This is a genomic window from Stenotrophomonas sp. 85239_Sma (assembly GCF_056481725.1).
Genome location: NZ_CM151163.1, coordinates 3,986,392 through 4,012,205 on the forward strand (window position 1 = coordinate 3,986,392; position 25,814 = coordinate 4,012,205).

A 25,814-nucleotide genomic window follows, 5' to 3' on the forward strand; every position below is an offset into this window, starting at 1 on the left:
CTCAGGGATGATCCAGCGGCTTCGGCGGCTGCACCCGGTTCAGGCGCTCGCGATGCAGCAGGTACAGGCCCGAGGCGACGATGATCGCCGCGCCCACCCAGGTATAGCCATCGGGCAGCTGGCCCCAGAAGGCCAGATCCCAACCGATCACCCAGACCAGTCCGCTGTACTCCAGCGGCGCGATCATCGACGCCTCGCCCAGCTGGAAAGCCCTGGTCAGCGCGATCTGGCCCAGCGCCCCGGCCAGGCCCATGCCGGCGATCAGCGGCGCATGCGCCAGTTGCAGCGGTACCCAGCCGGGAATCGACAGCAGGCCGGCGCCGATGGCCATGATCACCAGGAACCAGACCACCATCGACTGCGAGGAATCGGTCCGGGTCAGCAGGCTGACCGTGATCGCCGCCACGGCATAGGCAGTGGCGGCGGCCAGCACCATCAGGCCGGGCACCGAAATGAAACCGTCCACACCCGGCCGCAGCACCACCAGCACGCCGACCAGGCCGATGCCGATGGCGACCCAGCGCCGCGGCCCGACCCGCTCACCCAGCAGCGGCACCGACAGCGCAGCGATCAGCAGCGGGGCGACGAAATAGATGGTGTAGGCGGTGGACAGCGGCAGGTCGCGCAGGGCGAACACGAAACAGCCGATCATCGCCATGCCCAGCGCGCCACGCAGCAGGTGCAGGCCCCAGCGGCGCGGCACCAGCGAACGCGGCCCGGCGCTGGCCAGCACCCAGACCAGCACGAACGGCAACGAGGCAGCGCCGCGCAGGAAGGTCACTTCCAACGTTGGATAGCTGGCCGACAGCTGCTTCATGCCAGCGTCCATCAGCGAGAAGCAGGCGACCGCAGCGACCATCCAGGCCACCGCACGCGAGGGGGAGCGTTGCACGTTCATGACCCATTATCGCCGACCGCACCGGATTGTAGAGTCGAGATTGCTCAACGGGCGGACCTGTAGAGTCGAGCCAGGACCGACGCCTCTTCACAGGACAGCCGAGCATGGCTCGGCTACAGAAGGCAGGCATGCAGGCCGGCACGATAGAATGGCCACCACTGAATCCTGCGGAGCATCGCCCATGCCTTCCTTCGACGTCGTGTCCGAAGTCGACACCCACGAGCTGACCAACGCCATCGACCAGGCCAACCGCGAATTGAGCACCCGCTTCGACTTCAAGGGCGTGGATGCCAAGTTCGAGCGCGATGGCGATGTCATCAACCAGACCGCACCAACCGAGTTCCAGCTCAAGCAGATGAACGACATCCTGCGCGCACGCCTGGCCGCACGCGGCATCGACGTGCTCAGCCTGGAGTTCGGCGACATCGAGACCAACCTTGCCCAGGCCCGGCAGAAGATCACCGTCAAGCAGGGCATCGAGCAGAAGATCGCCAAGAAGATCGCCGCAGCGCTGAAGGAGGCCAAGCTGAAGGTGGAAAGCCAGATCAACGGCGACAAGCTGCGCGTGCAGGGCAAGAAGCGCGACGACCTGCAGGACGCCATCGCCGTGCTCAAGGCCGGCAAGTTCGAGCTGCCGCTGCAGTTCAACAACTTCCGCGACTGAGGCATCCGCCGGGCACGCCCCGGCGCTGCCAGCGGCAGGTACGACGGCGCGTTGCTGGCGAGGCGCCTACAATGGCGGCCCCGCCAGCCGACGTGCCCGCCATGACCGATGCCCACCTGCCCACTGATGACCCGATCGCCGCCACCCGCCTGTGGCTGGAGCGCATCGTCATCGGCCTGAACCTGTGCCCGTTCGCCAAGGCGGTGTATGTGAAGGACCAGGTACGCATCGTGCTCAGCGATGCGACCACGCCGGAAGCGTTGGTTGAGCAGCTGGCCGAGGAACTGGTGCTGCTGCGCGATACGCCGGCCGAACAGATCGATACCACGCTGATCGTGCATCCGCAGGTGCTGACCGGGTTCCTCGACTACAACGACTTCCTCGACAACGCCGACGCGGCGATCGAGGCGCTGGACCTGCAGGGCATCCTGCAGGTGGCCAGCTTCCACCCGGACTACCAGTTCGATGGCGTGGCCGCGGACGACGCCAGCAACTACACCAATCGCGCGCCCTTCCCCACCCTGCACCTGCTGCGCGAAGACAGCGTGGCGCGCGCGGTGGATGTCTATCCGGACCCTGACGTGATCGTCGAGCGCAACATCCAGACCCTGGACCGCATCGGCGTGGACGGCTGGCATCGCCGCCTGCGTGGCGAAGACCTGACGTGAGCACGGTGCCGCCGATTACCGCATGGCCGGCCGCGCCGCTGTCGGGCAAGGTGGTGCTGGTCACCGGCGGTGCCAACGGCATCGGTCGCGGTATTGCCCAGGCCGTGCTCGGTGCCGGTGGACGCGTGCTGATCGGCGACCTGGACGTGGAGGCCGGCGAGGCATGTCTGGCGGAATGGCAGCGCGGTGAGGATGCCGCATTCCAGCGCCTGGATATCACCGACGAAGCCAGCGTGCGCGATTTCATCGCCATGGCCCTGCAGCGTTTCGGCCGCATCGACGGGCTGGCCAACAACGCGGGCATCGCCGGCCCGCATGGCACGCTGCTGCAGGACATGGACTGGGACGAGTGGCAGCGCCGCCTGTCCTCGCTGCATGGTGCGTTCCTGTGCAGCAAGCACGCACTACCGGCGCTGGCGGCCAATGCCGCTGGTGCGATCATCAACATCGCCTCCACCCGCGCCTGGCAATCCGAAGCGCACAGCGAGGCCTATGCTGCGGCCAAGGGTGGGCTGGTGGCCTTCACCCATGCACTGGCGATCAGTGCCGGCCCGGCGGTGCGGGTCAACAGCATCAGTCCGGGCTGGATCGGCACCACCACCTGGCAGGCCCCCTCGCGACGGCACGTGTCGGAGTACTCGGCCATCGACCATGCGCAACACCCGGTCGGCCGTGTCGGCCGCCCCGAGGACATCGGCGCGCTGGCGGTGTACCTGCTGTCGTCGCTGTCCGGTTTCAGCACTGGCCAGGATTTCATCGTCGACGGCGGCATGACCCGGAAGATGATCTACGCCGAATAGAAAAAGGGGACGGAGGGGATTAAGTCGTTTGTGCACAAACGACTTAATCCCCTCCGTCCCCTTTTTCTACGCTTACGCCATGCCCGAATGGCGCAGCAGCGCGTCGATCTGCGGTGCGCGGCCGCGGAAGGCCTTGAAGTTCTCCGCCGCCGGGCGGCTGCCACCGCGCGACAGGATTTCATCGCGGAAGCGTGCACCGGTTTCAGCCAGTGCCTGCGGCGCTTCCTCGAACGCAGCATAGGCATCGGCACTGAGCACTTCGGCCCACTTGTAGCTGTAGTAACCCGCAGCGTAACCACCGGCGAAGATGTGGCTGAACTGGTGCGGGAAGCGGTTCCAGGCCGGCGGGTGGTTCACCGCCACTTCCGCGCGCACGCGGTCGAGCAGCGCCAGCACGCTGTCCTGCGCCGGTTCGAACTGGCTGTGCAGCAGCATGTCGAACAGGCCGAACTCCAGCTGGCGCACCGTGGCCATGCCGCTATGGAAATTGCGCGCGGCCAGCATGCGCTCGTACAGCGCGCGCGGCAGCGGCTCGCCACTGTCCACGTGCGCGGTCATGCCCTGCAGGTGGTCCCATTCCCAGCAGAAGTTCTCCATGAACTGGCTGGGCAGCTCCACCGCGTCCCATTCCACGCCGTTGATGCCGGCCACGCCCAGCTCGCCGATGCGGGTCAACAGCTGGTGCAGGCCGTGGCCCATCTCGTGGAACAGGGTGGTCACTTCGTTGTGGCTGAAAGTCGCCGGCTTGCCGTTGGCACCACGGCCGAAGTTGCACACCAGGTAGACCAGCGGGGTCTGCACGCTGCCGTCGCTACGCACGCGACGGTTGCGGCAATCGTCCATCCACGCACCGCCGCGCTTGCCCTCGCGTGCGTACAGGTCCAGGTAGAACTGGCCGACCAGCGCGCCCTGCGCATCGACCAGCCGGAAGAAGCGCACGTCTTCATGCCAGACCGGCGCACTGTCTTCCTGCACGCGCAGGCCGTACAGCTGCTCGATCACCGAGAACAGGCCGCCCAGCACCTTCGGTTCGCTGAAGTACTGCTTCACCTCCTGCTCGGAATAGCTGTAGCGCGCCTGCTTCAGGCGGTCGGCGGCGAATGCCAGGTCCCAGGCCTGCAGTGTCTCGATGCCCAACTGTTCGCGCGCGAACTGCTCCAGCTCGGCACGATCCTTGGCGGCAAACGGCTTGGCGCGCGAGGCCAGGTCGCGCAGGAAACCCAGCACTTCGGCCGGGTCCTGCGCCATCTTGGTCGCCACCGAATAATCGCCGTACGAAGCGAAGCCGAGCAGCGTTGCCAGTTCCGCGCGCAAGGCGAGGATGCGGTCGATGTTGCCGCTGTTGTCCAGCGCGTCATCGCCGAATTCGGAGGCTCGCTGCGCGCTGGCGCGGTACAGGATCTCGCGCAGGTCGCGGTCTTCGGCCCAGGTCTGCACCGGCAGGTAGCACGGCATCTGCAGGGTCAGCTTCCAACCGGTCTGGCCGTCCTTCTGTGCTGCGGCGTGCGCGGCGGCCTTCACGTCTTCCGGCACGCCCTTCAGTCGCGCTTCGTCCTCGATGATCAGCGACCAGGCATCGGTAGCGTCGAGCACGTTCTGCGAGAACTTCGCCGACAGCGCCGACAGTTCTTCCTTGATCGCAGCAAAGCGCTGCTGCGCCTCGGGCGCCAGCTCGGCACCGCCCAGGCGGAAATCACGCAGCGTGTTGTCCAGTACCTTGCGCTGGGCCTCGTCGAAATCCGCAGCCTCGGGGCTTGCGGCCAGTGCCTGGTACTGGCGGTACAGCGCCAGGTTCTGGCCCAGCGCACTGGCGAAGCGGGTCACCCGCGGCAGGTTGCTGTTGTAGGCCTCGCGCAGCTCCGGGGTGTTGACCACGGCCTGCAGGTGGCCGACCAGGCCCCAGGCGCGCCACAGGCGCTCGGTGGCATCGTCCAGCGGGGCGACGAAGGTCTCCCAGCGCACCGACTGCACCTGCTCGGCCTTGCTGACGGCGGCTTCGGCCTCGGCCAGCAGCACATCCAGCGCCGGTGCGACATGCTCGGGGCGGATCGCCTCGAAGCGCGGCAGGCCGGAAACATCGAGCAGGGGGTTGGCAACGGTCACGGCAGATCTCCAGGGAACGGGCCCGGCAGGCGGGCAGCCCTGTAGATATGGCGCTGGCAGGCGTGACTGACAAGGGGGCACGGCATTCACATCGGCCTTACGCTGGCGCACCGAAGCTCTGGCTGCGGGGGAGTCCGCAGCAGCAGGTACCGAACGAGGCCCCACATGGAAGGTCTGGCTGAAGTTGCATCCGCCTCACCGGCGCGGTCGCTGGCGCTGTCTGCCAGCCCGGCCGAACTGACCTGGATCGCCGCGCTGTGCGATGCCGGCGATGACGCCCCGCGCCACCTGCAACAACTGCAGGCGGTGCTGCAGCAGGGCGGCACGTTCAATGATGCCCAGGAGTGGTACCCGTTCGAAGTGGTCGAGCGCGGCGCCAGCCAGCTGCAGCTGGGCCATGAGCGCGAGTTCGTGATCTGCGTGCTGCTGTGGCTGCAGGCCCTGGCCCAGGGCCGCGCCAGCATCCTGGACCCGAGCCTGCACCTGGATGACCGTGCGATGGACATCGAGGCCTTGCCCGATGCACTGCGCGATGTGGTGCTGGACGCGTTCACCGCAGCAGGGTATTGATCGGGGGTGCGACACACCGCCGCGGCCGCCGCCGGGCATGGCCCGGCGGAAATGCCAGCCGGCTACAGCGCTTCCAGGCTGCACCACGGCAGTTCCGGCAGCCCCTGCCCGGCCACCGCCGCCGCCAGCTGCGCATCGGCGCCGTCGACATCGATCCCTTGCCGCGCGTACCACGCCGGATCGTAGTAGCTCTGCGCGTACCGCTCGCCGCTGTCGCACAGGATGCTGACGATGCTGCCCTGGTGGCCAGCCTCGCGCATCCACTGCGCGGCCTGCAGCACGCCGATGAAGTTGGTGCCGGTAGAGCCGCCGACACGGCGGCCGAGCTGGCGGCTGACATGACGCATCGCGGCCAGGCTCAGCGCGTCAGGCACCTTCACCATCGCATCGACACTGGTCGGGATGAAACTCGGCTCCACCCGTGGCCGTCCGATGCCTTCCACGCGCGAACCCCCGCTGCAGGTCAGTCCACGCCAGTCCAGTTCACCGGCCACTGCCGCCTTGTAGCCGTCGAAGAACACCGACACTTCCGGGTCCGCGCACAGGATGCGGGTGTCATGCCGGCGGTAGCTGACATAACGGCCCAGCGTGGCTGCGGTACCGCCGGTACCGGGGCTGCACACGATCCATTCCGGAACCGGGCTGGGTTCTTCGGCCATCTGCTTGAAGATGGATTCAGCGATGTTGTTGTTGGCACGCCAGTCGGTAGCGCGTTCGGCATAGGTGAACTGGTCCATGAAGTGGCCACCGGTTTCGCGGGCCAGCTTCTCCGATTCACAGTTGAGTTCGCAGGCACGCTCGACCAGGTGGCAGCGTCCCCCGTGGAACTCAATCGCGGCGATCTTTTCCGGCGAGGTGGTCGCCGGGATCACGGCAATGAATGGCAGGCCGAGCAGGCGCGCGAAATAGGCTTCGGACACCGCGGTCGAGCCGCTGGAAGCCTCGATCACTGGCCGGCCCTCGCGCAACCAGCCGTTGGTCAACGCATACAGGAACAGCGAGCGTGCCAACCGGTGCTTGAGGCTGCCGGTGGGATGGCTCGATTCGTCCTTGAGGTACAGATCAATGCCCTCGAACCCAGGCAGCGCCAGCGGGATCAGGTGGGTATCGGCGGAACGGTTGAAATCGGCTTCGATCTTGCGGATGGCGGCGGCCACCCATTCACGCTGCGACATGGCGGGCAATGCTCAGAACGGAACGGTGCGATCCGCCCATTGTACGTCGCGGTGCCGTCAGCTGACGGCCGGTAGAATAGCCCCATCCGGCCGGCAACGGCCCCGTCTGAAGGACCTCCCCCATGACCATTCCCGCCCTGCGCGATGTCCCTGGCGTCGCCGCCCAGGCCCCGGCCGAAACCACTGGCTTCGTGTTCAACCACACCATGCTGCGGGTGAAGGACATCACCGCCTCGCTGGACTTCTACACCCGCGTGCTCGGCTACCAGCTGATCGACAAGCGCGACTTCCCGGACGCCCGGTTCAGCCTGTACTTCCTGGCCTACGTGCCGGCCGGTGCGGTCGTACCGGAAGACGACAACCCGCGCCGCGTGTGGATGGCCGGCCTGCCGGGCGTCCTGGAACTGACCCACAACCACGGTACCGAGAGCCAGGACGGCGCGGTCTACCACGACGGCAACAGCGATCCGCGCGGCTTCGGTCACATCTGCGTGTCGGTGCCGGACATCGAGGCCGCCTGCCAGCGCTTCGAAGACCTCGGCGTGGCCTTCCAGAAGCGCCTGACCGACGGCCGCATGAAGAACCTGGCCTTCATCAAGGACCCGGACGGCTACTGGGTCGAAATCATCGCCAACTGACAAAAAGGGGACGGAGGGGATTAAGCCGTTTCTGGCACTATTAGGCCGCAAGCGACTTAATCCCCTCCGTCCCCTTTTTTGCGAGGTTGGTATGGAAACGATGGAACTGCACCGCGGACGACTGATCGACCACATCCAGCTGGTCGTACGCGACCTAGCCGCCAGCCGCCGCTTCTACCAGGCGGTGTTCGAGACGATCGGCATCCCGATCGCCGGCGAAGGCGATGATTACTTCTGGGCCGACGAGCTGTTCATTTCCAACGCCAGCAGCGAGGCCGCCGCCGGCCAGTTGACCGGCCGCCACCATCTGGCCTTCCAGGCGCGCGACCGCGCCACCGTCGACGCCTTCCATACCGCCGCGATCGCCGCCGGCGGCACCGACAACGGCGCGCCGGGCGAACGCCCTTACCATCCGGGCTACTACGGCGCGTTCGTGATTGATCCGGATGGCAACAACATCGAAGTGGTCTACCACGGCCCAGCGAACTACAGCGCCGACTCGGTGAAGGTCACTTTCTGATATCACCGAAACCGTGAACGAAGAAGCCGGGCAATGCCCGGCTTCTCTGCATCCAAGGGTCAAGCCCTCAGTGGGCGGCCATGTAGATGTCCTGCAGCACGGCCTTTTCCAGTTCCAGCTCGCCCAGCAGGTTCTTCACGATGTCACCCAGGCTGAGGATGCCAACCAGTCGGGTGCCTTCGGTGACCATCAGATGACGGCGCCGCGAGTATGTCATCAGCGACATGGCCTGCTTCAGCGTGGCGTCCGGCGCAATGCCTTCCAGGCCGGTGGACGGCAGGCTGGAGATCACCCGGCGGCCGGCCTGCGGGCCGTCGTCGGCCAAGGTGCGCACGATGTCCTTTTCGGAAATGATGCCGACCGGGGCATCGTCCTTCATCACCACCAGCGCAGCGATCTTGTTCGCGCTCATCTTGTGGGCGGCGGCACCGATGGTGTCTTCGGCGTCGATGGTGATGACAGCTTCTTTCTTGGATTGCAGGAGTTCGCGGACGTTCATTCTTGTTTCCTGGTGCAGGTCACTGAAGTCAAAAAGTGTGCTCTTCCGATACGCCCCCTCCCCGGGAACAGACCTTTCAGCGCACGTCTGGCGCACCCGGCTGCCGCTTGGAACGGATTGGCAGACGATGTGCTGCAACGCGAACGAGGTGGGCTCAACCGCTCAACCCGGACCTCGGACAAATCGATTCTACGACTGCGACCATCGGTCACTACCGGCATCGATAGGACAGTTCGTCGTGGGAACCAACTGACGATCCAGAGAATGGCACCGCGGCTGAAACCGCCGCTGAATACAGCCGATGCCGTGCATTAAAGATTGATTGCCTGCTGCCGATGGCGGACAGAACACCCGGCGGCTGTCCCACTTCGCACTCCCGTCGGCACAAACGAAAGGGGCCACGTGGGCCCCTTTCGCATGCAGCATCCAATGGATCCGACGGGCTTACTCCACCGTCACGCTCTTGGCCAGGTTACGCGGCTTGTCCACGTCAGTGCCGCGCGCCAGCGCGGTGTGGTAAGCCAGCAGCTGCACCGGGATGGTGTGCACGATGGGGCTGAGCACGCCGGCATGGCGCGGCGTACGGATCACATGCACGCCTTCGGACTCGTTGAAGTTGCTGTCCTGGTCGGCGAACACGAACAGCTCGCCTCCGCGCGCACGCACTTCCTGCATGTTCGACTTCACCTTCTCCAGCAGGCTGTCGTTGGGCGCGATCACCACCACCGGCATGTCCTCGTCCACCAGCGCCAGCGGGCCGTGCTTCAGCTCGCCCGCCGGGTAGGCCTCGGCGTGGATGTAGGAGATTTCCTTGAGCTTGAGCGCGCCTTCCAGCGCGATCGGGTAATGCAGGCCACGCCCCAGGAACAGCGCGCTGCTCTTGCGCGCGAAACGCTCGGCCCAGGCGGCGATCTGCGGCTCCATGTTCAGCGCGTGCTGCACGCTGCCCGGCAGGAAGCGCAGCTGCTCCAGGTAGTCCGCTTCCTGCGCCGCGTCGATACGGCCATGCAGCTTGCCCAGCACCACGGTCAGCTGGAACAGTGCGGCCAGCTGGGTGGTGAAGGCCTTGGTCGACGCCACGCCGATCTCGGCACCGGCACGGGTGTAGCAGACCAGCTCACTGGCGCGCGGAATCGCGCTCTCCGGCACGTTGCAGATCGACAGCGTGTGCGTGTGGCCCAGCGACTTGGCGTACTTCAGCGCTTCCATCGTATCCAGCGTTTCGCCGGACTGGGAGATGGTGACGATCAGGTGCTTCGGGTTCGCATAGGCGGCGCGGTAGCGGTACTCGCTGGCGATCTCCACGCTGCACGGCAGGCCGGCGATGGCTTCGATCCAGTAACGCGCGGTCAGGCCGGCGTAATAGCTGGTGCCGCAGGCGATGATCTGCACGCCTTCGATGCCCGACAGCACGGCCTCGGCATTCTTGCCGAACAGCTCGGCCGGGAAACCACCGGCGTCGATCGCCGCCTCGATGGTGTCGCCCAGCGCGCGCGGCTGCTCGTGGATTTCCTTCTGCATGAAGTGGCGGTACGGGCCCAGTTCCAGCGATGCCAGCGACACATCGGACAGGTGCACCTCGCGCTCGATCGGCTGGTCATGCTCGTCGAAGATGCGCACGCCCTCGCGGCGGATCTCGGCGGTGTCGCCCTCTTCCAGGAAGATCACCTTGCGGGTGGCCGAAATCACCGCCGAAACGTCGGAGGCGACGAAGTTCTCGCCCTCGCCCAGGCCCACCAGCAACGGGCAGCCCATGCGCGCGCAGACAAAGCGCTCCGGCTCGGCGCGGCTGACCACGGCCAGCGCGTAGGCACCGGTCAGCTCCTTCACCGTGCGCTGCAGCGCCACCAGCAGGTCGTCGCCGTCCTTCAGGTGGTGATGGATGAGGTGCGCGATGACTTCGGTATCGGTCTGCGATTCGAAGGTGTAGCCCATCGCGCGCAGCCTCTCGCGCTGCGCTTCGTGGTTCTCGATGATGCCGTTGTGCACCAGCGCCACGCCGTGGCTGATGTGCGGATGCGCGTTGGCCTCGGTGACACCACCGTGGGTGGCCCAGCGGGTGTGGCCGATGCCCAGCACTGCATTGAAGCCCTCGGCCTCGGCCGCAGTGGCCATTTCCGACACACGGCCGGTACGACGCACGCGGCGCACATCCGGCCGTTGGGCATGGTCGATCACCGCGATGCCCGAGGAATCGTAACCACGGTACTCAAGGCGCTTCAGGCCTTCGATCAGCACCGGCACTACGTCGCGATCAGCGATCGCACCCACGATTCCACACATGTCACGCGTTTCCTTGAAGACGATCGGCGCATTCTAGCCTGCGCATCCGGCTTCCCCCTCCTGTCCGCTTAATGAAAGTGTCCGGAAAGGTGTCCGCGGACACCCGGACACTTCAGGGCGCTTCCCAACCCATTGACCCACAAGGAAATAAAGTTGGCACGCTACGTGCTTGGTACCCACTACCACCGTCAGGCACGCACCCGATGATCCGCGACACCTCCGCACAGGACCAGATCGTTTCCTCCGCCCCGTCCGGCACCACCCGCGCCAACTGGCAGCGTTACCGCTGGCCGGCACTGGGCGCCATCGCGCTGCTGGCCGGCATCGGCTGGGCCGTGTACGCCTGGTCCAACGCCAGCCGCTCCTACGACAGCAGCCGCGTGCGCATCGCCGAAGTGAAGCGCGGGGACCTGGTCCGCGACATCGCCGCCGACGGCCGCGTGATCGCCGCCAACAGCCCGATCCTGTACGCCATCTCGGCCGGCACCGTGGACCTGAAGGTGGTCGCCGGCGACGTGGTCAAGAAGGGCCAGGAACTGGCGGTCATCGACAGCCCGGAACTGCGCAGCAAGCTGGCCCAGGAACAGGCCACCCTGGCCGGCCTGGAAGCCGAGGCCAGCCGCGCCGCGCTGGACGCCACCCTGGCCCGCGCCAAGTCGCGCAAGGAAACCGACCAAGCCACCATCGAGCGCCAGGCCGCCGACCGCGACCTGCAGCGTTACCAGCGTGGCTACGACGGCGGCGCGGTGCCGCAGATCGATCTGGCCAAGGCCAAGGACTCGCTGAAGAAGGCCGACATCACCCTGGCCAACGCCACCACCGATGCACGCCTGCAGAGCCAGGGCGCTGACCTGGACGCCCGCAACAAGCGCCTGCTGGCCGACCGCCAGAAGGCGGTGGTGGCCGAGGTGCAGCGCCAGGTGGACGCACTGACCCTGCGCGCGCCGTTCGACGGCCAGGTCGGCCAGGTGCAGGCCGTCCAGTCCACCAACCTGGCCGCCAATGCGCCAGTGCTGGGCGTGGTCGACCTGTCCAAGTTCGAGGTCGAGATCAAGGTACCGGAGAGCTTCGCCCGTGACCTGGCGATCGGCATGCCGGCGCAGCTGACCGGCGGCAACGGCAAGCCGTTCCCGGGCGAGATCAGCGCGGTGTCGCCGGAAGTGGTCAACGGCGAGGTCAACGCCCGCGTGCGCTTCGCCAGCGCGCAGCCGGAAGGCCTGCGCCAGAGCCAGCGGATGTCGGTGCGCGTGCTGCTCGATACCCGTAAGGACGTGCTGAAGGTCGAGCGCGGCCCGTTCGTCGAACAGGGCAACGGCATCGCCTACGTAATGGATGGCCGCACAGCGGTACGGCGTCCGGTGGAACTGGGCGTCAGCAGCCTGGGCGAAGTGGAAATCAAGTCGGGCGTGCAGCCGGGCGACCGCATCGTGGTCTCCGGCAGCGACCTGTTCAAGGACGCCGAACGCGTCTCCGTCAACTGATACCTGATACCTGAATCCTGGAGAGAGGACACCCCATGTACATGCTCGAAATGCGCTCGGTCGCCAAGGTCTTCCGCACCGAACAGGTGGAAACCCACGCACTGCGCTCGCTGGAACTGCAGGTCAAGGAAGGCGAGTTCGTCGCCGTCACCGGTCCGTCCGGCTCCGGCAAGACCACCTTCCTCAACATCGCCGGCCTGCTGGAAACCTTCACCAGCGGCACCTACATGCTCGACGGCCAGGACGTGAGCACGCTGGGCGACGATGCCCGCAGCCGACTGCGCAACCAGAAGATCGGCTTCATCTTCCAGGGCTTCAACCTGATCCCCGACCTGAACCTGTTCGACAACGTCGACGTGCCGCTGCGCTACCGCAAGATGAGCGCCAACGAGCGCCGCGAGCGCATCGAGAAGGCGCTGACCCAGGTCGGCCTGGGCTCGCGCATGAAGCACTACCCGAATGAGCTGTCCGGTGGCCAGCAGCAGCGCGCCGCGATCGCGCGTGCCCTGGCCGGCAGCCCGCGCCTGCTGCTGGCCGACGAACCGACCGGCAACCTGGATACGCAGATGGCCCGCGGCGTGATGGAACTGCTGGAGGAGATCAATGCCGCCGGCACCACCATCGTGATGGTCACCCATGACCCGGAACTGGCCGCGCGCGCGCAGCGCAACGTGCACATCGTCGACGGCCAGGTGACCGACCTGGTGCGCGAGCCGGTGCTGGCCACCCCGCCGCGCCACATCGTCGCCGTCAACGAGTGAGGGCCCGACCATGTTCGCCTACTACGCCCGATTGGCGGTGCGCAGCTTCCGCCGCAACAAGGTACTGACCGCGCTGATGGTGATCGCCATCGCGCTGGGCATCGGCGCCTCGATGACCACGTTGACCGTGTTCCACGTGCTGTCCGGCGACCCGATTCCCAGCAAGAGCGACCGCCTGTTCTACGTGCAGCTCGACGCCGCGACCGGTGCCTACGTCGCCGGCGAAGAGCCGGAAACCCAGTTGACCCGCTTCGATGGTGAAGCACTGCTGCGCGAAGCCAAGGGTGAGCGCCAGGCGCTGATGAGCGGTGGCGGTGGGACCATTGAGCCCGCCAGCAGCACCCTCAAGCCCTTCAGCATTGATACCCGCTGGACGTCGGCCGACTTCTTCCCCATGTTCGAGGTGCCCATGCAGTACGGCCGCCCGTGGAGCCACGAGGATGACGAAGCCCGTGCCCGCGTGGTGGTCATCTCCAAGGCACTCAACGACAAGCTGTTCCAGGGCGCCAACAGCGTGGGCCGCGACCTGCGCATGGAAGGCCAGAGCTTCCGCATCGTCGGTGTGGTGAAGGAGTGGAGCCCAGAGCCGCACTTCTACGACCTGACCACAGGCAGCTACGGCAAGGACGAAGACCTGCTGCTGCCGATCTCGACCTCCTTCGATCTCAAGCTTGGCAATAACGGCAACATGAACTGCTTCGGCGAGAACCCCGACGGCAACAGCTACTCGCTCAATGCACCGTGCGCGTGGCTGCAGTACTGGGTGGAACTGGACCCGGCCAAGGCCGCCGACTATCGCCGCTACCTGGAGAACTATTCGACGCAGCAACGTGAAGCCGGCCGCTTCAAGCACCCGCCGAACGTTCGCCTGCGCACCGTGATGGAATGGCTGGACTTCAACGGCGCAGTACCCAGCGATGTCCGCCTGCAGCTGTGGCTGGCGCTGGGCTTTCTCGGCGTCTGCCTGGTCAATACGGTGGGCCTGCTGCTGGCCAAGTTCCTGCGTCGCAGTGGTGAAATCGGTGTGCGCCGTGCACTGGGTGCCAGCCGCGGGCAGATCTTCCTGCAGTGCCTGGTCGAAGCCGGCGCGGTCGGCGTGGTCGGTGGCGTGCTGGGCATCGGCCTGGCCCTGCTCGGCCTGTTCGCGGTGCGCCAGCAGCCGGTGGAGTACGCCAAGCTCGCCCACCTGGACGGCAGCATGCTGCTGCTCGCATTGGGCCTGACCCTGTTCGCCAGCCTCGCCGCCGGTTTCCTGCCCGCCTGGCGCGCGATGCAGGTCACTCCGGCCATCCAGCTCAAGTCGCAGTAAGCATCCGAACGAGGACTCCCATGGACATCCGCCCCATCCTCAGCACGCTGCGCCGGCACAAGACCGCCGCTGCCCTGATCGTGCTGGAAGTCGCACTGACCTGCGCCATCGTCTGCAACGCGCTGTTCCTGGTCAGCCAGCGCGTGGAGAAGATCAGCATGCCCAGTGGCATCGCCGAGAACGAACTGGTGATGCTGCGCGTCAGTGGCATCGGCAAGCAGACCGACGCCCTGGCCCGCACCCGCGAGGACCTGGCATCGCTGCGCGCCATCCCCGGCGTCAGCAACGTCACCATCATCAACCAGGTCCCCTTCCGCAACGGCTCCTCCAGCAGCAGCATCTCGCGCGTGATCGACCAGGAACGGCCGACCACCAACGCCTCGATGTACAACCTGTCCGAGAACGGGCTGGCCACGATGGGCATCAACCTGATTGCAGGCCGCGATTTCCTGCCCGACGAGTACCAGAACTTCGAGGACGTCAGCACGGGCGGCGGCAAGGAAAAGGCCATCCCGATTCTCCTCACCCAGGCCACCGCCGCCAAGATGGAACCCGATGGCAGCGCACTGGGCAAGACCTACTACATGGGCAAGCAGTCGCTGCACGTAGTCGGCATCGTCGACACGCTCAGCACGCCCAATGGCTGGAACGACAACTGGACCAACTCGATGCTGCTGCCCACCCGGAGCACGTTCGATAAAGGTGGCACCTATGTGCTGCGCACCGACCCGGCGCGCCGCAAGGAAGTGCTCGATGCCGCCGCCGCCGCACTGGAGCGCAATGATCCAAACCGTCTGATGCGCGACAAGCTGACCTATGAAGACCAGCGCAAGGACTTCTTCAAGAACGACCGCGCAATGGTCGGCCTGCTGATCACGGTCAGCATCTCGTTGCTGGTGGTTACCGCACTGGGCATCATCGGCCTGGCCAGCTTCTGGGTGCAGCAGCGCAGCAAGCAGATCGGCATCCGCCGTGCGCTGGGTGCCACGCGTGGGCAGATCCTGCGCTACTTCCAGACCGAGAACTTCCTGCTGGCCACGCTGGGCATCGTGCTGGGCATGCTGGCCGCCTACGCGATCAACCTGGCACTGATGAACATGTACGAGCTGCCGCGCATGCCGCTGCACTACCTGCCGCTGGGCGCGCTGCTGCTGTGGGTGCTCGGCCAGATCGCGGTGTTCGGACCGGCCCGGCGTGCAGCAGCGGTACCGCCTGCGGTTGCCACGCGGGGCGCGTGAGATGCGCATCCGCTGGATGCTGCTGATGATGGTGCTCCTGCCACTGCCGGCACAGGCCGGCGGTGGCAGCTCGCAGGCACTGGAATGGCGCCAGGATGATGCGCGACTGGCGTTGCGCTCGACCGAGGGACAGGTGCATGTGGAGGCTGCCAGTCCCGAAGCCCGCTTCGGCGTGCGCAGCGGCGATCGCATCCTGCGCATGGACGACACCGCCGTGCGCCGGGTCGAGCATCTTGTCGATGCCCTTCGCCACTCCACGGGCCGAACCGTCTATCTGTTGCTGCGCCGCGGCAGACGTGAATTGACTGTTCCGGTGAATGCGGCTGCCTGGCGCCTGGCCCTGGTCACCCCGCCGCCTCCGGCACCACCGCCTCCGCCCCGAAGCTGAGCCCGCTGCCCCTACGGCTACGGGTTTGGCTATGCTTGATGGGTGGCGCCGGGCTCTCCCGGCGTATGGACACGAACACGGCTCCATCGGCGCCGCCCATCCCTTTCTGCAGAACCGCTTGATGCCTTCGATCCTGATCATCGACGACAACGCCAGCGTGGGCACCGCGCTGGATGTGCTGTTCTCCCTGCACGACATCGACACCCTGCAGGCGCAGAGCCCGGCCGAGGGGCTGGCGTTGCTCGAGTCGCAGCCGGTCGACCTGGTGATCCAGGACATGAACTTCAGCGAGGACACCACCTCCGGCGAGGAAGGCGAAGACCTGTTCGCGCAGATCCGCGCGCGCCACCCGGACCTGCCGGTGATCCTGCTGACCGCCTGGACCCACCTGAGCAGCGCGGTGGACCTGGTCAAGGCCGGCGCCGCCGACTACCTGGCCAAGCCGTGGGACGACCGCAAGCTGCTGACCACGGTCAACAACCTGCTGGAGTTGTCCGAGGCGCGGCGCGAACTGGACCGCCGCCGCAGCCGTGAGCTGCGCCAGCGCAATGCGCTGGAAGAAAAGTACGACCTGTGCGGTGCGGTGTTCGCCGATCCGGCCAGCGAGCGCGTCATCGCCTTGGCCTGCCAGGTCGCGCGCTCCGAGCTGCCGGTGCTGATCACCGGCCCCAATGGCGCCGGCAAGGAAAAGATCGCGCAGATCATCCAGGCCAACTCGCTGGTGGCCAAGGGCCCATTCGTCACGGTCAACTGTGGCGCGCTGCCGTCGGAACTGATCGAGGCCGAATTGTTCGGTGCCGATGCCGGCGCCTACACCGGCGCCAACAAGGCGCGCGAGGGCAAGTTCGAAGCTGCCGACGGAGGCACGCTGTTCCTGGATGAGATCGGCAACCTGTCACTCGGCGGGCAGATGAAGCTGCTGCGCGTGCTGGAAACCGGCCGCTTCGAGCGCCTGGGCTCCAATCGCGAACGCCAGGTCAAGGTCCGCGTGGTCAGCGCGACCAATGCCGACCTGCCGGCGATGATCCGCGACGGCACGTTCCGCGAAGATCTCTATTACCGCCTCAATACGGTGGAACTGGTGCTGCCACCATTGGCCGAGCGCGCGGGCGACATCCTGCCCTTGGCCGAGCGCTTCCTGACGGCCGGCAAGCCATTGTCCAGCGCTGCCAGCGCGGCCCTGCAACGGCACCCGTGGCCGGGCAACGTGCGCGAACTGCGCAACGTGATCCAGCGTGCAGAACTGCTGGCGGCCGGCAATCGCATCGAGGTGGCCGACCTGAACCTGCCGCGTGCTGCACCGGTGCCGCGACCGGCACCGAGTGCTGGCAACGATCCCGACCGCGAGCGCATCGAGGATGTGCTGGCACGCAATCACGGCGTCATCGCCCAGGCGGCCGCCGAACTGGGCCTGAGCCGCCAGGCCCTGTACCGGCGCATGGACCGCCACGGCATTCCGCGCGAATGAAACGGCGCTCGTTCACTTTCCGCCTGTTCCTGCGCCTGCTGCCGGTGCTGGCGCTGGCCGCCGCGTTGCCGTGGTTGCTGGCGTACTGGATGAACCATGGCTGGGTGGTGACCACGGTGTCGGCGTTGATCCTGCTATCGCTGATGTGGTGGACCCTGCGTCGGGCTACCGCCCCGGTGCGGTCACTGATGCGGGCCCTGGCGGGCACCACCAGCAGCTATCGCGACGGCGAATACAACTTCGGCGTGCACTGGCCCGGCAATGACGAGCTCGGCGACCTGGTGCAGGCACACCGCGAACTGGGCGATGTGCTGCGTGCACAGCGGCAGGGCCTGGTGCAACGCGAACTGCTTCTGGACACGATGGTGCAGAACACGCCGGTGGCGATGCTGCTGATCGCCTCGGGTGGTGATGGCATCGCCCGCGTAGTGTTCTCCAATCTGGCTGCGCGCAAGCTGCTGCACGGGGGCTGGAAGCTGGAGGGCCAGCGCTTGGAGGATGTCCTCGAACAGGTGCCGGTGGAGCTGCGCGACGCGATCGCCCGCGGCGGTGACAGCCTGTTCGCGGTGCATGCCGAAGGCGAAGACGGCGATGAGGATGACGAACAGGTCTACCACCTCTCGCGCCGCGCCTTCCAGCTCAATGGTCGTCCGCACGATCTGCTGCTGGTGCGCCTGCTGACCGCCGAGCTGCGCCGCCAGGAAGTACAGACCTGGAAGAAGGTGATCCGGGTGATCAGCCACGAACTGAACAATTCGCTGGCGCCGATTGCCTCGCTGGCCCACTCCGGCGGTGTACTGGTGCAGCGTGAACGCTTTGACCGGCTGCCGGAGATCTTCACCACCATCGAGGATCGCGCACGCCACCTGGAAGGCTTCATCCGTGGCTATGCACGCTTCGCCAAGCTGCCGCAGCCGCAACTGCAGACCGTGCACTGGGCGCCGTTCCTGTCCAGCCTCCGCCAGCAGATCCCGTTCACCATGGAGCGCGAGCCGGACGAGGAACTGAGCAGCCGCATCGACATCGCGCAGTTCGGGCAGGCACTGTTGAACCTGTTGAAGAACGCCCATGAAGCCTGCGCCGAAGCCGATCCACCCAACGATGACGTGCAGGTACAGCTGACGCGGTTGCCGCAGTGGCTGCGCCTGGATGTACTGGACCGCGGCAAGGGCATGAACGAACAGGTGCTGCAGAACGCGCTGATGCCGTTCTATTCGACCAAGCGCAACGGCACCGGGCTGGGGCTGGCGCTGACCCGCGAGATCGTGGAGGCACATGGCGGGCGCGTGTCGCTGCAGAACCGCGGTGATGGCGGGCTGTGCGTGTCGATCCTGTTGCCGGTGGGTTGAGTAGGTCGATCAGGTAGATCCACGCCATGCGTGGATGTGCCGATCAAGGTTGGCACCTGCCAAAGCTGCGGCATCGGCATCCTGCGCTCCAGGGGAACGGGAGCATCAAGAGCAAATGCAACGAGATCCACGCGTAGTTTGAATCGACTGGGTGCAGCTGTGGCTCTGGATGTTGGTTCCGCCTTGAGCGAGCCGAGCATCGCAGGGGAATCCGGGGCGCAGAGGCGCCGATGTTTGAGCGCAGCGAGTTCGGCGCCGTCCGCTGATTCACCGAGAAGCGCAGGGCACCGATGCGCAGCATCGGCTCGCGACCGGCGGAGCGTTTCTTTTGGTTACTTTTCTTTGCGCACAAAGAAAAGTAACGCCCATGACCGGTGGCCGACCTTCAGCCACCCAGCGAAGAGATGGATCGCCGCATCGCGACCCGCAGGTGCATCGGAAACCCGAGCGCAGCCTCTTCGGCCATGACTGCGTGCAGGCCGTCGCCCCACTCTGCCTCCGGCACTTCAACGAAGCCCTCGCTGGCATAGAAGGCCGCATTCCACGGCACATCGCTCAACGTGGTCAGCACCGCTGCAGCGAAGCCGGCGGCCCTGGCCTGTGCCAAGGCATGGCGCAGCAATGCACGGCCATGGCCGCGACGCGCATGCGCCGGGTCCACATCCATCTGCAGGACATGGAACTCGCCGCACAACTCGCCACCCAGCAGGTAGCCCGCAATACCGCCTTCGGCGGCATCGACCACCCACAACTGGCCACGCCGAAGGCCGTCCTGCAGCGTCTGCAGGTCCAGGCCGTGCCCGGCAAACACCGGGTAGGCCTGGTGACCCTTCAGCAGTTCACCGGCGCGTTGTTCGATCGCCGGCAGCACGCCGAGCTCGTCGGCGTGCGGAAGGCGTGGCTCAGGATTTCTTGACCGGGCGCTTCCAGCCATCGATGGTTTCCTGTCGTGCACGTGCCAGTGTCAGCTTGCCGTCCGGGGCGGTGCGGGTGATGACCGAGCCTGCGGCGATGGTCGCGCCCTCGCCGATCGTCAGCGGCGCCACCAGTGAGCTGTTGGAGCCGATGAACGCGTTGTCGCCGATGGTGGTGGTCGACTTGTTCACGCCGTCGTAGTTGCAGGTGATGGTGCCGGCACCGATGTTCACCCTGCTGCCGATCACTGCATCCCCCAGATAGGTGAGGTGATTGGCCTTGCTGCCGACGCCAAGGGTGACCTTCTTGGTTTCGACGAAATTACCGACGTGCACGCCATCGGCCAGCACGGTACCCGGGCGCAGGCGCGCGAACGGACCGACCTGTGCCGCGCCTTCGGTGACCACGCCTTCCAGGTCGCAATGCGCGCGCACTTCGGTACCCGGACCGAGAGTGACGTCCTTCAGGCGATTGAACGGGCCAACGGTGACGCCGTCGCCGAGCACGATATTGCCTTCAAGAACGACATCGACATCGATCAGCACGTCACTGCCCACGGTGACGGTGCCACGGATGTCGAGTCGTGCCGGGTCGCGCACGCGTGCGCCCTGTGCGCACAGCGCCCGCACCGCGCGGCGCTGCCAGGCGCGTTCCAGCTGCGACAGCTGCCAGGGATCGTTCGCCCCCTCGGCTTCCTGCGCGTCGGCCACCAGCGCCATTTCGGCCGGGGTGTACTCATGCGCGGCAAACGCGAACACGTCGGTCAGGTAGTACTCGCCCTGTGCATTGCGGTTGGAGAGCTGCGACAGCCAGCGGCGCAGCGCGGTCGACTCCGCAGCGATGATGCCGGTGTTGATCGTACGCACGCGCAGCTGGTCGTCGGTGGCGTCCTTCTGCTCCACGATCGCACCCACCTTGCCTTCGGCATCGCGCAGCACGCGGCCGTAACCGGTCGGGTCATCAACCTCGGCGACCAGCACCGCCAACCGCCCCGGCTGCGCCAGCAGGTCGCGCAGGGTCTGCGCGCGGATCAGCGGTACATCGCCGTACAGCACCAGCACCTGTACGGCATCCGGCACCTGCGGCATTGCCTGCGCCACCGCGTGGCCCGTACCCAGCTGCTGCGCCTGTTCAGCCCACTGCAGGTCGGGCTGGCCGGCGAAATGCTGCCGCACCGCCTCACCGCCATGGCCGTAGACCACATGGATGGCCGCCGGCTGCAGTTCGCGGGCCGCATCGATCACGTGCGCCAGCATTGGTTGGCCGGCGATCGGCTGCAGCACCTTCGGCAGCACCGACTTCATGCGCTTGCCAGCGCCGGCGGCGAGGATGATGACGTGCAGGGCTTGGGTCATGGGAACGGCAGTCCGAGGTTCGTTGCCGGTGATTCTAGAGCGTGAGCCGTTAACATGGGCATCCTTCCTCCTTCACCATGCCGATGAGCCTCGTCCGCCAGGGAAGCGCCTACCTCCTCATCGGGCTCGTGCAGCTGCTCGTCGATTGGCTGGTCTTCGTGGTCGCCACCGCGCTGGGCATGGCGGTGGCACCGGCCAACGTCGCCGGACGCCTGGCGGGCATGCTCCTGGGCTTCTGGCTCAATGGCCGCTACACCTTTGCCGAGGCCGGCGCCCACAAGCTGGGCTGGAGGCGTTTCGCACGCTTTTTCGCGCTGTGGCTGCTGCTGACCGCGGCAAGCACGTTGCTGGTGAGCGTGGTCGACCACGCGCTTGGCCTGCAGTACGCCTGGCTGGCCAAGCCGCTGGTGGAAGGCGGGCTGGCGTGCGTGTCGTTCCTGTTGATGCGCTACCTGGTATACCGCTGATCGGGGTCAGCGATCACCGTCGCCGCGCAGGCGCGCGCCCACTCCCTCACGCCACAGCTGCAGCGCGCTGTAGCGCAACCGCACCTGATGCTGCCCGGCCGGCACGCACAACGCATGGAAGAGGCCATTACCGCGCAGCAGCGGCAGCACCTGGCCATCCTCGAGCTGCGCCTGCCAGCCACGGCCGGTGGTTTCGTTGATCACCACCCACGCCGCACGGTCGGCCACCACCGTCAGCTCGATGCGTCCGGGCAGGTACTGCAGCACCTGCACCGTGGCCTCACCAGCATCCTGTTCGGCGCAGAGGCTGCTGGCGGCGGCGGGCAGCCACAGCTGCCGTTTGAAATCGGTCTGGTTGAACAGCGGTGCAGGCGGTAGACGCTCGTCATGGCGGCGCACCTGCCGCGGATTCAGTACGCGTGGCAGCACGCTGCCGCGCCGCGCAAGTTCCACCTGGTCGCCCTGCGCACTGGAGCCCGGGAATGGCTCCTGGGCCAGCAGCCAACGCACGCCCAGCAGGTCGTACAGGGGAGCAGCGGTGTCTGGCATCCAGGCAGTGGGAGCTTTCTGCTGGAAGGTATCGACCGGTTCGCCCGGCATCCCGGTCATCTGCAGATAGTCGCTTGCCAGCAGCGGGTTGTAGCCGTTTGCCAGCGCAATGGCATGCACCGCCGCACCGTTGGTGAGTCCACCGATGCCGAAGACCACCGCGCGCTCGGGTATGCCGATATGCCGCTCTGCCGCCAGCAACGCATAGGCGCGCTGCGCAGGACCCGCACGATCGGCGGTGAGCACCGATTTGGTGCCGCTGCCCGCGTTGAAGCTGGTGCCGACGTTGAACAACAGCAGGTCCAGCAGCACCAGTGCCAGCACCCAGCGCGCAGGCGCCGGGTGGCGGCGCAGCACCTGCACTGCGGCCACGCCCAGCGCGGCGCTGACGGCAAGCCAGGCGAAGGCGAGCGGATGGCCATGATCGATCGCCAGCCATGCGGCACACGCAGCCAGCATCGCGACGGCCGCCACAGACACCCAGTGCAATCGCAACGGTTGCCGCTGCAGGGCAACCTGCAGCGCATTGGCACCCAACCACGCCGCCGCGGGCACGGTAAGGAACAGCGCATCGGATGGGCGCCGGAACAGGTCCAGCCCCGGAAGCCAGCCAAACAGCCAGGGGAACAGCGGCGTCGCGCCACCCACCGCGACCAGGATCGCCAGCGTCAGCGCACACAGCGCGATGCGGGCCGCCGCCGGCCTGCGCCGCAGCACCTCACCGCCCCAGAGCAGCCACAGCGCCAGCGGCACTGCCCCCAGATAGAGGTAGTCGGCGCTGATGTCACCGAAGGCCCAGCTATCGCCGCGCCCCTGCGAGAACACGTTGCCCGACAGCAGTGTCACCAGTGTCTGCCAGTGGATGGCACCGGGCAGCGCGGCTTCCAGCGACAAGCCATTGCGATTGGTCTGGTCCAGCCAGGCCAGCGTGGACAGCCACTGCGGCGCACTCACAGCGCCGGCGAGAATGGCCACCACGCCCAGCTGCCACAGCAGGCGCACGCGCTGCCCCCGTGCCAGCAGGACAGCACCCACGGCGTAGATCGCGCACGCGAGGATGATGAAATAGGTGACCTGGGTCAGTTGCAGCGCACACAGGCCGCCGGCCACACCGGCCAGCAGGATGTCGCGCATCCGTCCCCGCCGGCGGACCTGCTCCAGGCCCAGCCACAGCCAGGGCAGCAGGCAGTAACTGATGATCATCGGCGTGTGCTGCAGGCGCGAAGCGGCCACGCCCCCGAACATCAACGTGAGTGCGAACAGCAGCTGCGCGGGCGGCGCCATGCCCTGCAGGCGACCCAGCCGCAGCGCACCCAGGCCGCCTGCCAGCACATGCAGCAGCACCACCACCGTAAACAGGTGCAGGGAGCTGGGTGCCAGCAGCATCGGCAGCAGCATCGTCGGCTGCAGCGTCATCATCTGCGGGTCGGCCACCTGCGGGTAGCCACCGTAGAGATAGGGATTCCACCAGGGGGCCTGCAGATGACGCAGCTGCTCGGCACTGAAGCTGACAGCCGGGAAGAACTGCTGCACGGCGTCGAAGGGAATGGTCTTGATGCCACTGAGCCATGGCAGGCACAGGACGATCCAGGCAACCAGGAATGCGCCCGCCGGTGTGCGCCACTGCCGCTGCCAGCTGCCGCCCTCTATCGTTGTCGAATACTGCTGCATTCCCTGCTCCTGTGGAGAACAAACAAAAACGCCGGCATGCAAGCCGGCGTTTCTGCTTGATGACGCGCGAACCTCAGTGCTTGAGGGTCTTGCGCAGGCGCTCCAGCGCCTGCAGCTGGACGACGGCTTCGGCCAGCTTCTGCTGGGCTTCAGCCACTTCCATCGCTTCGCCGCGGTTGGCCAGGATGCGCTCGGCTTCTTCCTTGGCCTTGCGGACCGAGGCTTCGTCGATGTCCTGTGCGCGGATCGCGGTGTCGGCCAGCACGGTCACCACCTGCGGCTGCACTTCCAGGATGCCGCCGGAAATGGCGAAATCCAGCTGCTCGCCGTTCGGCGTGGTCACCACCACCTTGCCCGGCTTCAGGCGGGTGATCAGCGGCGCGTGCTTGGGCGCGATGCCCAGTTCGCCCAGCTCACCGGTGGCCACGACCAGGGTCGCTTCGCCACGGAAGATTTCCTGCTCGGCGCTGACGATGTCGCAACGGATCGTGCTCATGCAAATCTCTTCGCTGTTCGCGGCGGCGCAATGCCACCGTGGGGGTCCACCGGCGCGGGCGGTTGCCCGGCGCCGGCGTCAGGTCGGGCAGGATCGCTCCCGCCCGTCCCGGATCAGGCCTTCTCGGCCATCTTCTTGGCCTTCTCGACCGCTTCTTCGATGCCGCCGACCATGTAGAACGCCTGCTCCGGCAGGTGGTCGTACTCGCCATCGACGATGGCCTTGAAGCCACGGATGGTGTCCTTCAGCGGCACGTACTTGCCCGGCGAACCGGTGAACACTTCGGCCACGTGGAACGGCTGGCTGAAGAAGCGCTCGATCTTACGGGCGCGCGACACGGCCTGCTTGTCCTCTTCGGACAGCTCGTCCATGCCCAGGATCGCGATGATGTCCTTCAGTTCCTTGTACTTCTGCAGGGTCTGCTGGACGCGCTGGGCGGTGTCGTAGTGCTCGTGGCCGATGACCAGCGGGTCCATCTGGCGGCTGGTGGAGTCCAGCGGATCGACGGCCGGGTAGATACCCAGCGAGGCGATCGAACGCGACAGGGTGACGGTCGAGTCCAGGTGGGCGAAGGTGGTCGCCGGCGACGGGTCAGTCAGGTCGTCCGCGGGAACGTAGACGGCCTGGATCGAGGTGATCGAACCGTTCTTGGTCGAGGTGATGCGTTCCTGCAGGACGCCCATTTCCTCGGCCAGGGTCGGCTGGTAACCCACGGCCGACGGCATGCGGCCCAGCAGTGCCGACACTTCGGTACCGGCCAGGGTGTAGCGGTAGATGTTGTCGACGAACAGCAGGACGTCCTTGCCCTTGCCGTTTTCGTCCTTCTCGTCGCGGAAGTACTCGGCCATGGTCAGGCCGGTCAGGGCGACGCGCAGACGGTTGCCCGGCGGCTCGTTCATCTGGCCGTACACCATCGCCACCTTGTCCAGGACGTTGGAGTCCTTCATTTCGTGGTAGAAGTCGTTGCCCTCACGGGTACGCTCACCCACGCCGGCGAACACGGACAGGCCGCTGTGCGCCTTGGCGATGTTGTTGATCAGTTCCATCATGTTGACGGTCTTGCCGACGCCGGCGCCGCCGAACAGGCCGACCTTGCCGCCCTTGGCGAACGGGCACATCAGGTCGATGACCTTGATGCCGGTTTCCAGCAGCTCGGTGGCCGGGGACTGGTCTTCGTACGACGGAGCCGCACGGTGGATTTCCCAGCTGTCGCTGGCGGCCACCGGGCCGGCTTCGTCGATCGGGCGGCCCAGCACGTCCATGATGCGGCCCAGGGTGCCAGCACCGACCGGCACGGAGATGCCGCGGTTGGTGTTGGTGGCAACCAGGTTGCGCTTCAGGCCGTCGGTGGAACCGAGGGCGATGGTACGCACCACGCCGTCGCCCAGCTGCTGCTGGACTTCAAGGGTGATTTCGGTGTTGTCGACCTTCAGTGCGTCGTACACCTTCGGCACCGACTCACGCGGGAATTCGACGTCGACGACCGCGCCGATGATCTGAACGATCTTGCCCTGACTCATTGCTGCATCCTCTAAATGTGTGCTTTGAA

General features: G+C 66.4%; 24 protein-coding genes. 14 read left to right on the forward strand and 10 right to left on the reverse strand.

The window, feature by feature from the left end:
* Position 1 precedes the first annotated feature (1 nt).
* Complete coding sequence (locus ACYKG1_RS18475; protein WP_100473970.1) at positions 2–898, reverse strand: DMT family transporter; 897 nt, start codon at positions 896–898, stop codon at positions 2–4.
* Positions 899–1,079: 181 nt separating this feature from the next.
* On the opposite strand from ACYKG1_RS18475, the gene ACYKG1_RS18480 reads away from it, so the two are divergent.
* The 3 genes from ACYKG1_RS18480 to ACYKG1_RS18490 all read left to right on the forward strand — a co-directional run bounded on the left by ACYKG1_RS18480 (position 1,080) and on the right by ACYKG1_RS18490 (position 3,030).
* Positions 1,080–1,562 carry a YajQ family cyclic di-GMP-binding protein gene (locus tag ACYKG1_RS18480; protein WP_100440053.1) on the forward strand — a complete coding sequence of 161 codons (483 nt, stop codon included), beginning with the start codon at positions 1,080–1,082 and terminating at the stop codon, positions 1,560–1,562.
* A 101-nt stretch (positions 1,563–1,663) separates the two neighbouring features.
* A complete protein-coding gene (locus tag ACYKG1_RS18485; protein WP_262227753.1) occupies positions 1,664–2,230 on the forward strand; it encodes a DUF1415 domain-containing protein in 567 nt (188 codons plus the stop codon).
* The gene (locus tag ACYKG1_RS18490) at positions 2,227–3,030 is read left to right on the forward strand and encodes an SDR family oxidoreductase (RefSeq protein WP_478471082.1); all 804 of its coding nucleotides are present in this window, start codon (positions 2,227–2,229) and stop codon (positions 3,028–3,030) included. Before ACYKG1_RS18485 ends, ACYKG1_RS18490 begins: the two co-directional genes overlap by 4 nt.
* Positions 3,031–3,102: 72 nt before the next feature.
* On the opposite strand, the gene ACYKG1_RS18495 is transcribed toward ACYKG1_RS18490, so the two are convergent.
* The gene (locus tag ACYKG1_RS18495) at positions 3,103–5,133 is read right to left on the reverse strand and encodes a M3 family metallopeptidase (RefSeq protein ID WP_478471083.1); all 2,031 of its coding nucleotides are present in this window, start codon (positions 5,131–5,133) and stop codon (positions 3,103–3,105) included.
* 165 nt (positions 5,134–5,298) lie between these two features.
* Here ACYKG1_RS18495 and ACYKG1_RS18500 point away from each other — a divergent pair, with 165 nt between their 5' ends.
* Positions 5,299–5,703, forward strand: coding sequence for a hypothetical protein (locus ACYKG1_RS18500; RefSeq protein WP_100473974.1), 405 nt, complete (start codon positions 5,299–5,301; stop codon positions 5,701–5,703).
* A 62-nt stretch (positions 5,704–5,765) separates the two neighbouring features.
* Here ACYKG1_RS18500 and ACYKG1_RS18505 read toward each other — a convergent pair whose 3' ends face one another.
* Positions 5,766–6,878 carry a PLP-dependent cysteine synthase family protein gene (locus ACYKG1_RS18505; protein ID WP_100473975.1) on the reverse strand — a complete coding sequence of 371 codons (1,113 nt, stop codon included), beginning with the start codon at positions 6,876–6,878 and terminating at the stop codon, positions 5,766–5,768.
* 122 nt (positions 6,879–7,000) lie between these two features.
* Here ACYKG1_RS18505 and gloA point away from each other — a divergent pair, with 122 nt between their 5' ends.
* Together gloA and ACYKG1_RS18515 are read left to right on the forward strand one after the other, a co-directional pair.
* A complete protein-coding gene (gene gloA / locus ACYKG1_RS18510; protein WP_478471084.1) occupies positions 7,001–7,516 on the forward strand; it encodes a lactoylglutathione lyase in 516 nt (171 codons plus the stop codon).
* Between the two features lie 91 nt (positions 7,517–7,607).
* Positions 7,608–8,036: a VOC family protein gene (locus ACYKG1_RS18515; RefSeq protein WP_100473977.1), complete on the forward strand. Its 429-nt coding sequence runs from the start codon at positions 7,608–7,610 to the stop codon at positions 8,034–8,036.
* Between the two features lie 67 nt (positions 8,037–8,103).
* Here the strand turns inward: ACYKG1_RS18515 and ACYKG1_RS18520 are convergent, their stop codons facing one another.
* Together ACYKG1_RS18520 and glmS are read right to left on the reverse strand one after the other, a co-directional pair.
* On the reverse strand, positions 8,104–8,535 hold the full coding sequence (locus ACYKG1_RS18520) for a CBS domain-containing protein (RefSeq protein WP_100473978.1): 432 nt from the start codon (positions 8,533–8,535) through the stop codon (positions 8,104–8,106).
* Positions 8,536–8,979: 444 nt separating this feature from the next.
* Positions 8,980–10,818: a glutamine--fructose-6-phosphate transaminase (isomerizing) gene (gene glmS / locus ACYKG1_RS18525; RefSeq protein ID WP_262083628.1), complete on the reverse strand. Its 1,839-nt coding sequence runs from the start codon at positions 10,816–10,818 to the stop codon at positions 8,980–8,982.
* A gap of 203 nt (positions 10,819–11,021) precedes the next feature.
* Here glmS and ACYKG1_RS18530 point away from each other — a divergent pair, with 203 nt between their 5' ends.
* The 7 genes from ACYKG1_RS18530 (at position 11,022) to ACYKG1_RS18560 (ending at position 18,812) form a co-directional block, all read left to right on the forward strand.
* Entirely contained in the window at positions 11,022–12,299 is a 1,278-nt protein-coding gene (locus ACYKG1_RS18530; protein WP_100473980.1) for an efflux RND transporter periplasmic adaptor subunit, read from the forward strand.
* A gap of 35 nt (positions 12,300–12,334) precedes the next feature.
* A complete protein-coding gene (locus ACYKG1_RS18535; RefSeq protein ID WP_014038558.1) occupies positions 12,335–13,060 on the forward strand; it encodes an ABC transporter ATP-binding protein in 726 nt (241 codons plus the stop codon).
* Positions 13,061–13,070: 10 nt separating this feature from the next.
* Positions 13,071–14,369: an ABC transporter permease gene (locus ACYKG1_RS18540; protein WP_478471085.1), complete on the forward strand. Its 1,299-nt coding sequence runs from the start codon at positions 13,071–13,073 to the stop codon at positions 14,367–14,369.
* Positions 14,370–14,389: 20 nt separating this feature from the next.
* Positions 14,390–15,607: an ABC transporter permease gene (locus ACYKG1_RS18545; RefSeq protein ID WP_262083503.1), complete on the forward strand. Its 1,218-nt coding sequence runs from the start codon at positions 14,390–14,392 to the stop codon at positions 15,605–15,607.
* A gap of 19 nt (positions 15,608–15,626) precedes the next feature.
* Positions 15,627–15,995 (forward strand): PDZ domain-containing protein, encoded by a 369-nt coding sequence (locus tag ACYKG1_RS18550; RefSeq protein ID WP_262083621.1) that lies wholly within the window; start codon positions 15,627–15,629, stop codon positions 15,993–15,995.
* Positions 15,996–16,116: 121 nt separating this feature from the next.
* Complete coding sequence (locus ACYKG1_RS18555; RefSeq protein WP_262083504.1) at positions 16,117–17,463, forward strand: sigma-54-dependent transcriptional regulator; 1,347 nt, start codon at positions 16,117–16,119, stop codon at positions 17,461–17,463.
* A complete protein-coding gene (locus ACYKG1_RS18560; protein WP_100473985.1) occupies positions 17,460–18,812 on the forward strand; it encodes a sensor histidine kinase in 1,353 nt (450 codons plus the stop codon). Before ACYKG1_RS18555 ends, ACYKG1_RS18560 begins: the two co-directional genes overlap by 4 nt.
* A 385-nt stretch (positions 18,813–19,197) precedes the next feature.
* Here the strand turns inward: ACYKG1_RS18560 and ACYKG1_RS18565 are convergent, their stop codons facing one another.
* Together ACYKG1_RS18565 and glmU are read right to left on the reverse strand one after the other, a co-directional pair.
* Positions 19,198–19,746 carry a GNAT family N-acetyltransferase gene (locus ACYKG1_RS18565; RefSeq protein WP_478471086.1) on the reverse strand — a complete coding sequence of 183 codons (549 nt, stop codon included), beginning with the start codon at positions 19,744–19,746 and terminating at the stop codon, positions 19,198–19,200.
* Positions 19,715–21,082: a bifunctional UDP-N-acetylglucosamine diphosphorylase/glucosamine-1-phosphate N-acetyltransferase GlmU gene (gene glmU, locus ACYKG1_RS18570; protein ID WP_478471087.1), complete on the reverse strand. Its 1,368-nt coding sequence runs from the start codon at positions 21,080–21,082 to the stop codon at positions 19,715–19,717. The genes ACYKG1_RS18565 and glmU overlap by 32 nt, the downstream gene beginning before the upstream one ends.
* An 83-nt stretch (positions 21,083–21,165) precedes the next feature.
* Between glmU and ACYKG1_RS18575 the strand changes: the two genes are divergently transcribed.
* A complete protein-coding gene (locus ACYKG1_RS18575; protein ID WP_100473988.1) occupies positions 21,166–21,549 on the forward strand; it encodes a GtrA family protein in 384 nt (127 codons plus the stop codon).
* Between the two features lie 6 nt (positions 21,550–21,555).
* On the opposite strand, the gene ACYKG1_RS18580 is transcribed toward ACYKG1_RS18575, so the two are convergent.
* The 3 genes from ACYKG1_RS18580 to atpD form a co-directional block, all read right to left on the reverse strand.
* A complete protein-coding gene (locus tag ACYKG1_RS18580) occupies positions 21,556–23,769 on the reverse strand; it encodes a hypothetical protein (protein WP_478471088.1) in 2,214 nt (737 codons plus the stop codon).
* A gap of 73 nt (positions 23,770–23,842) precedes the next feature.
* Positions 23,843–24,265: a F0F1 ATP synthase subunit epsilon gene (locus ACYKG1_RS18585; protein WP_005411127.1), complete on the reverse strand. Its 423-nt coding sequence runs from the start codon at positions 24,263–24,265 to the stop codon at positions 23,843–23,845.
* A 113-nt stretch (positions 24,266–24,378) separates the two neighbouring features.
* Complete coding sequence (gene atpD / locus ACYKG1_RS18590; RefSeq protein WP_010481327.1) at positions 24,379–25,785, reverse strand: F0F1 ATP synthase subunit beta; 1,407 nt, start codon at positions 25,783–25,785, stop codon at positions 24,379–24,381.
* Between the last annotated feature and the right edge of the window lie 29 nt (positions 25,786–25,814).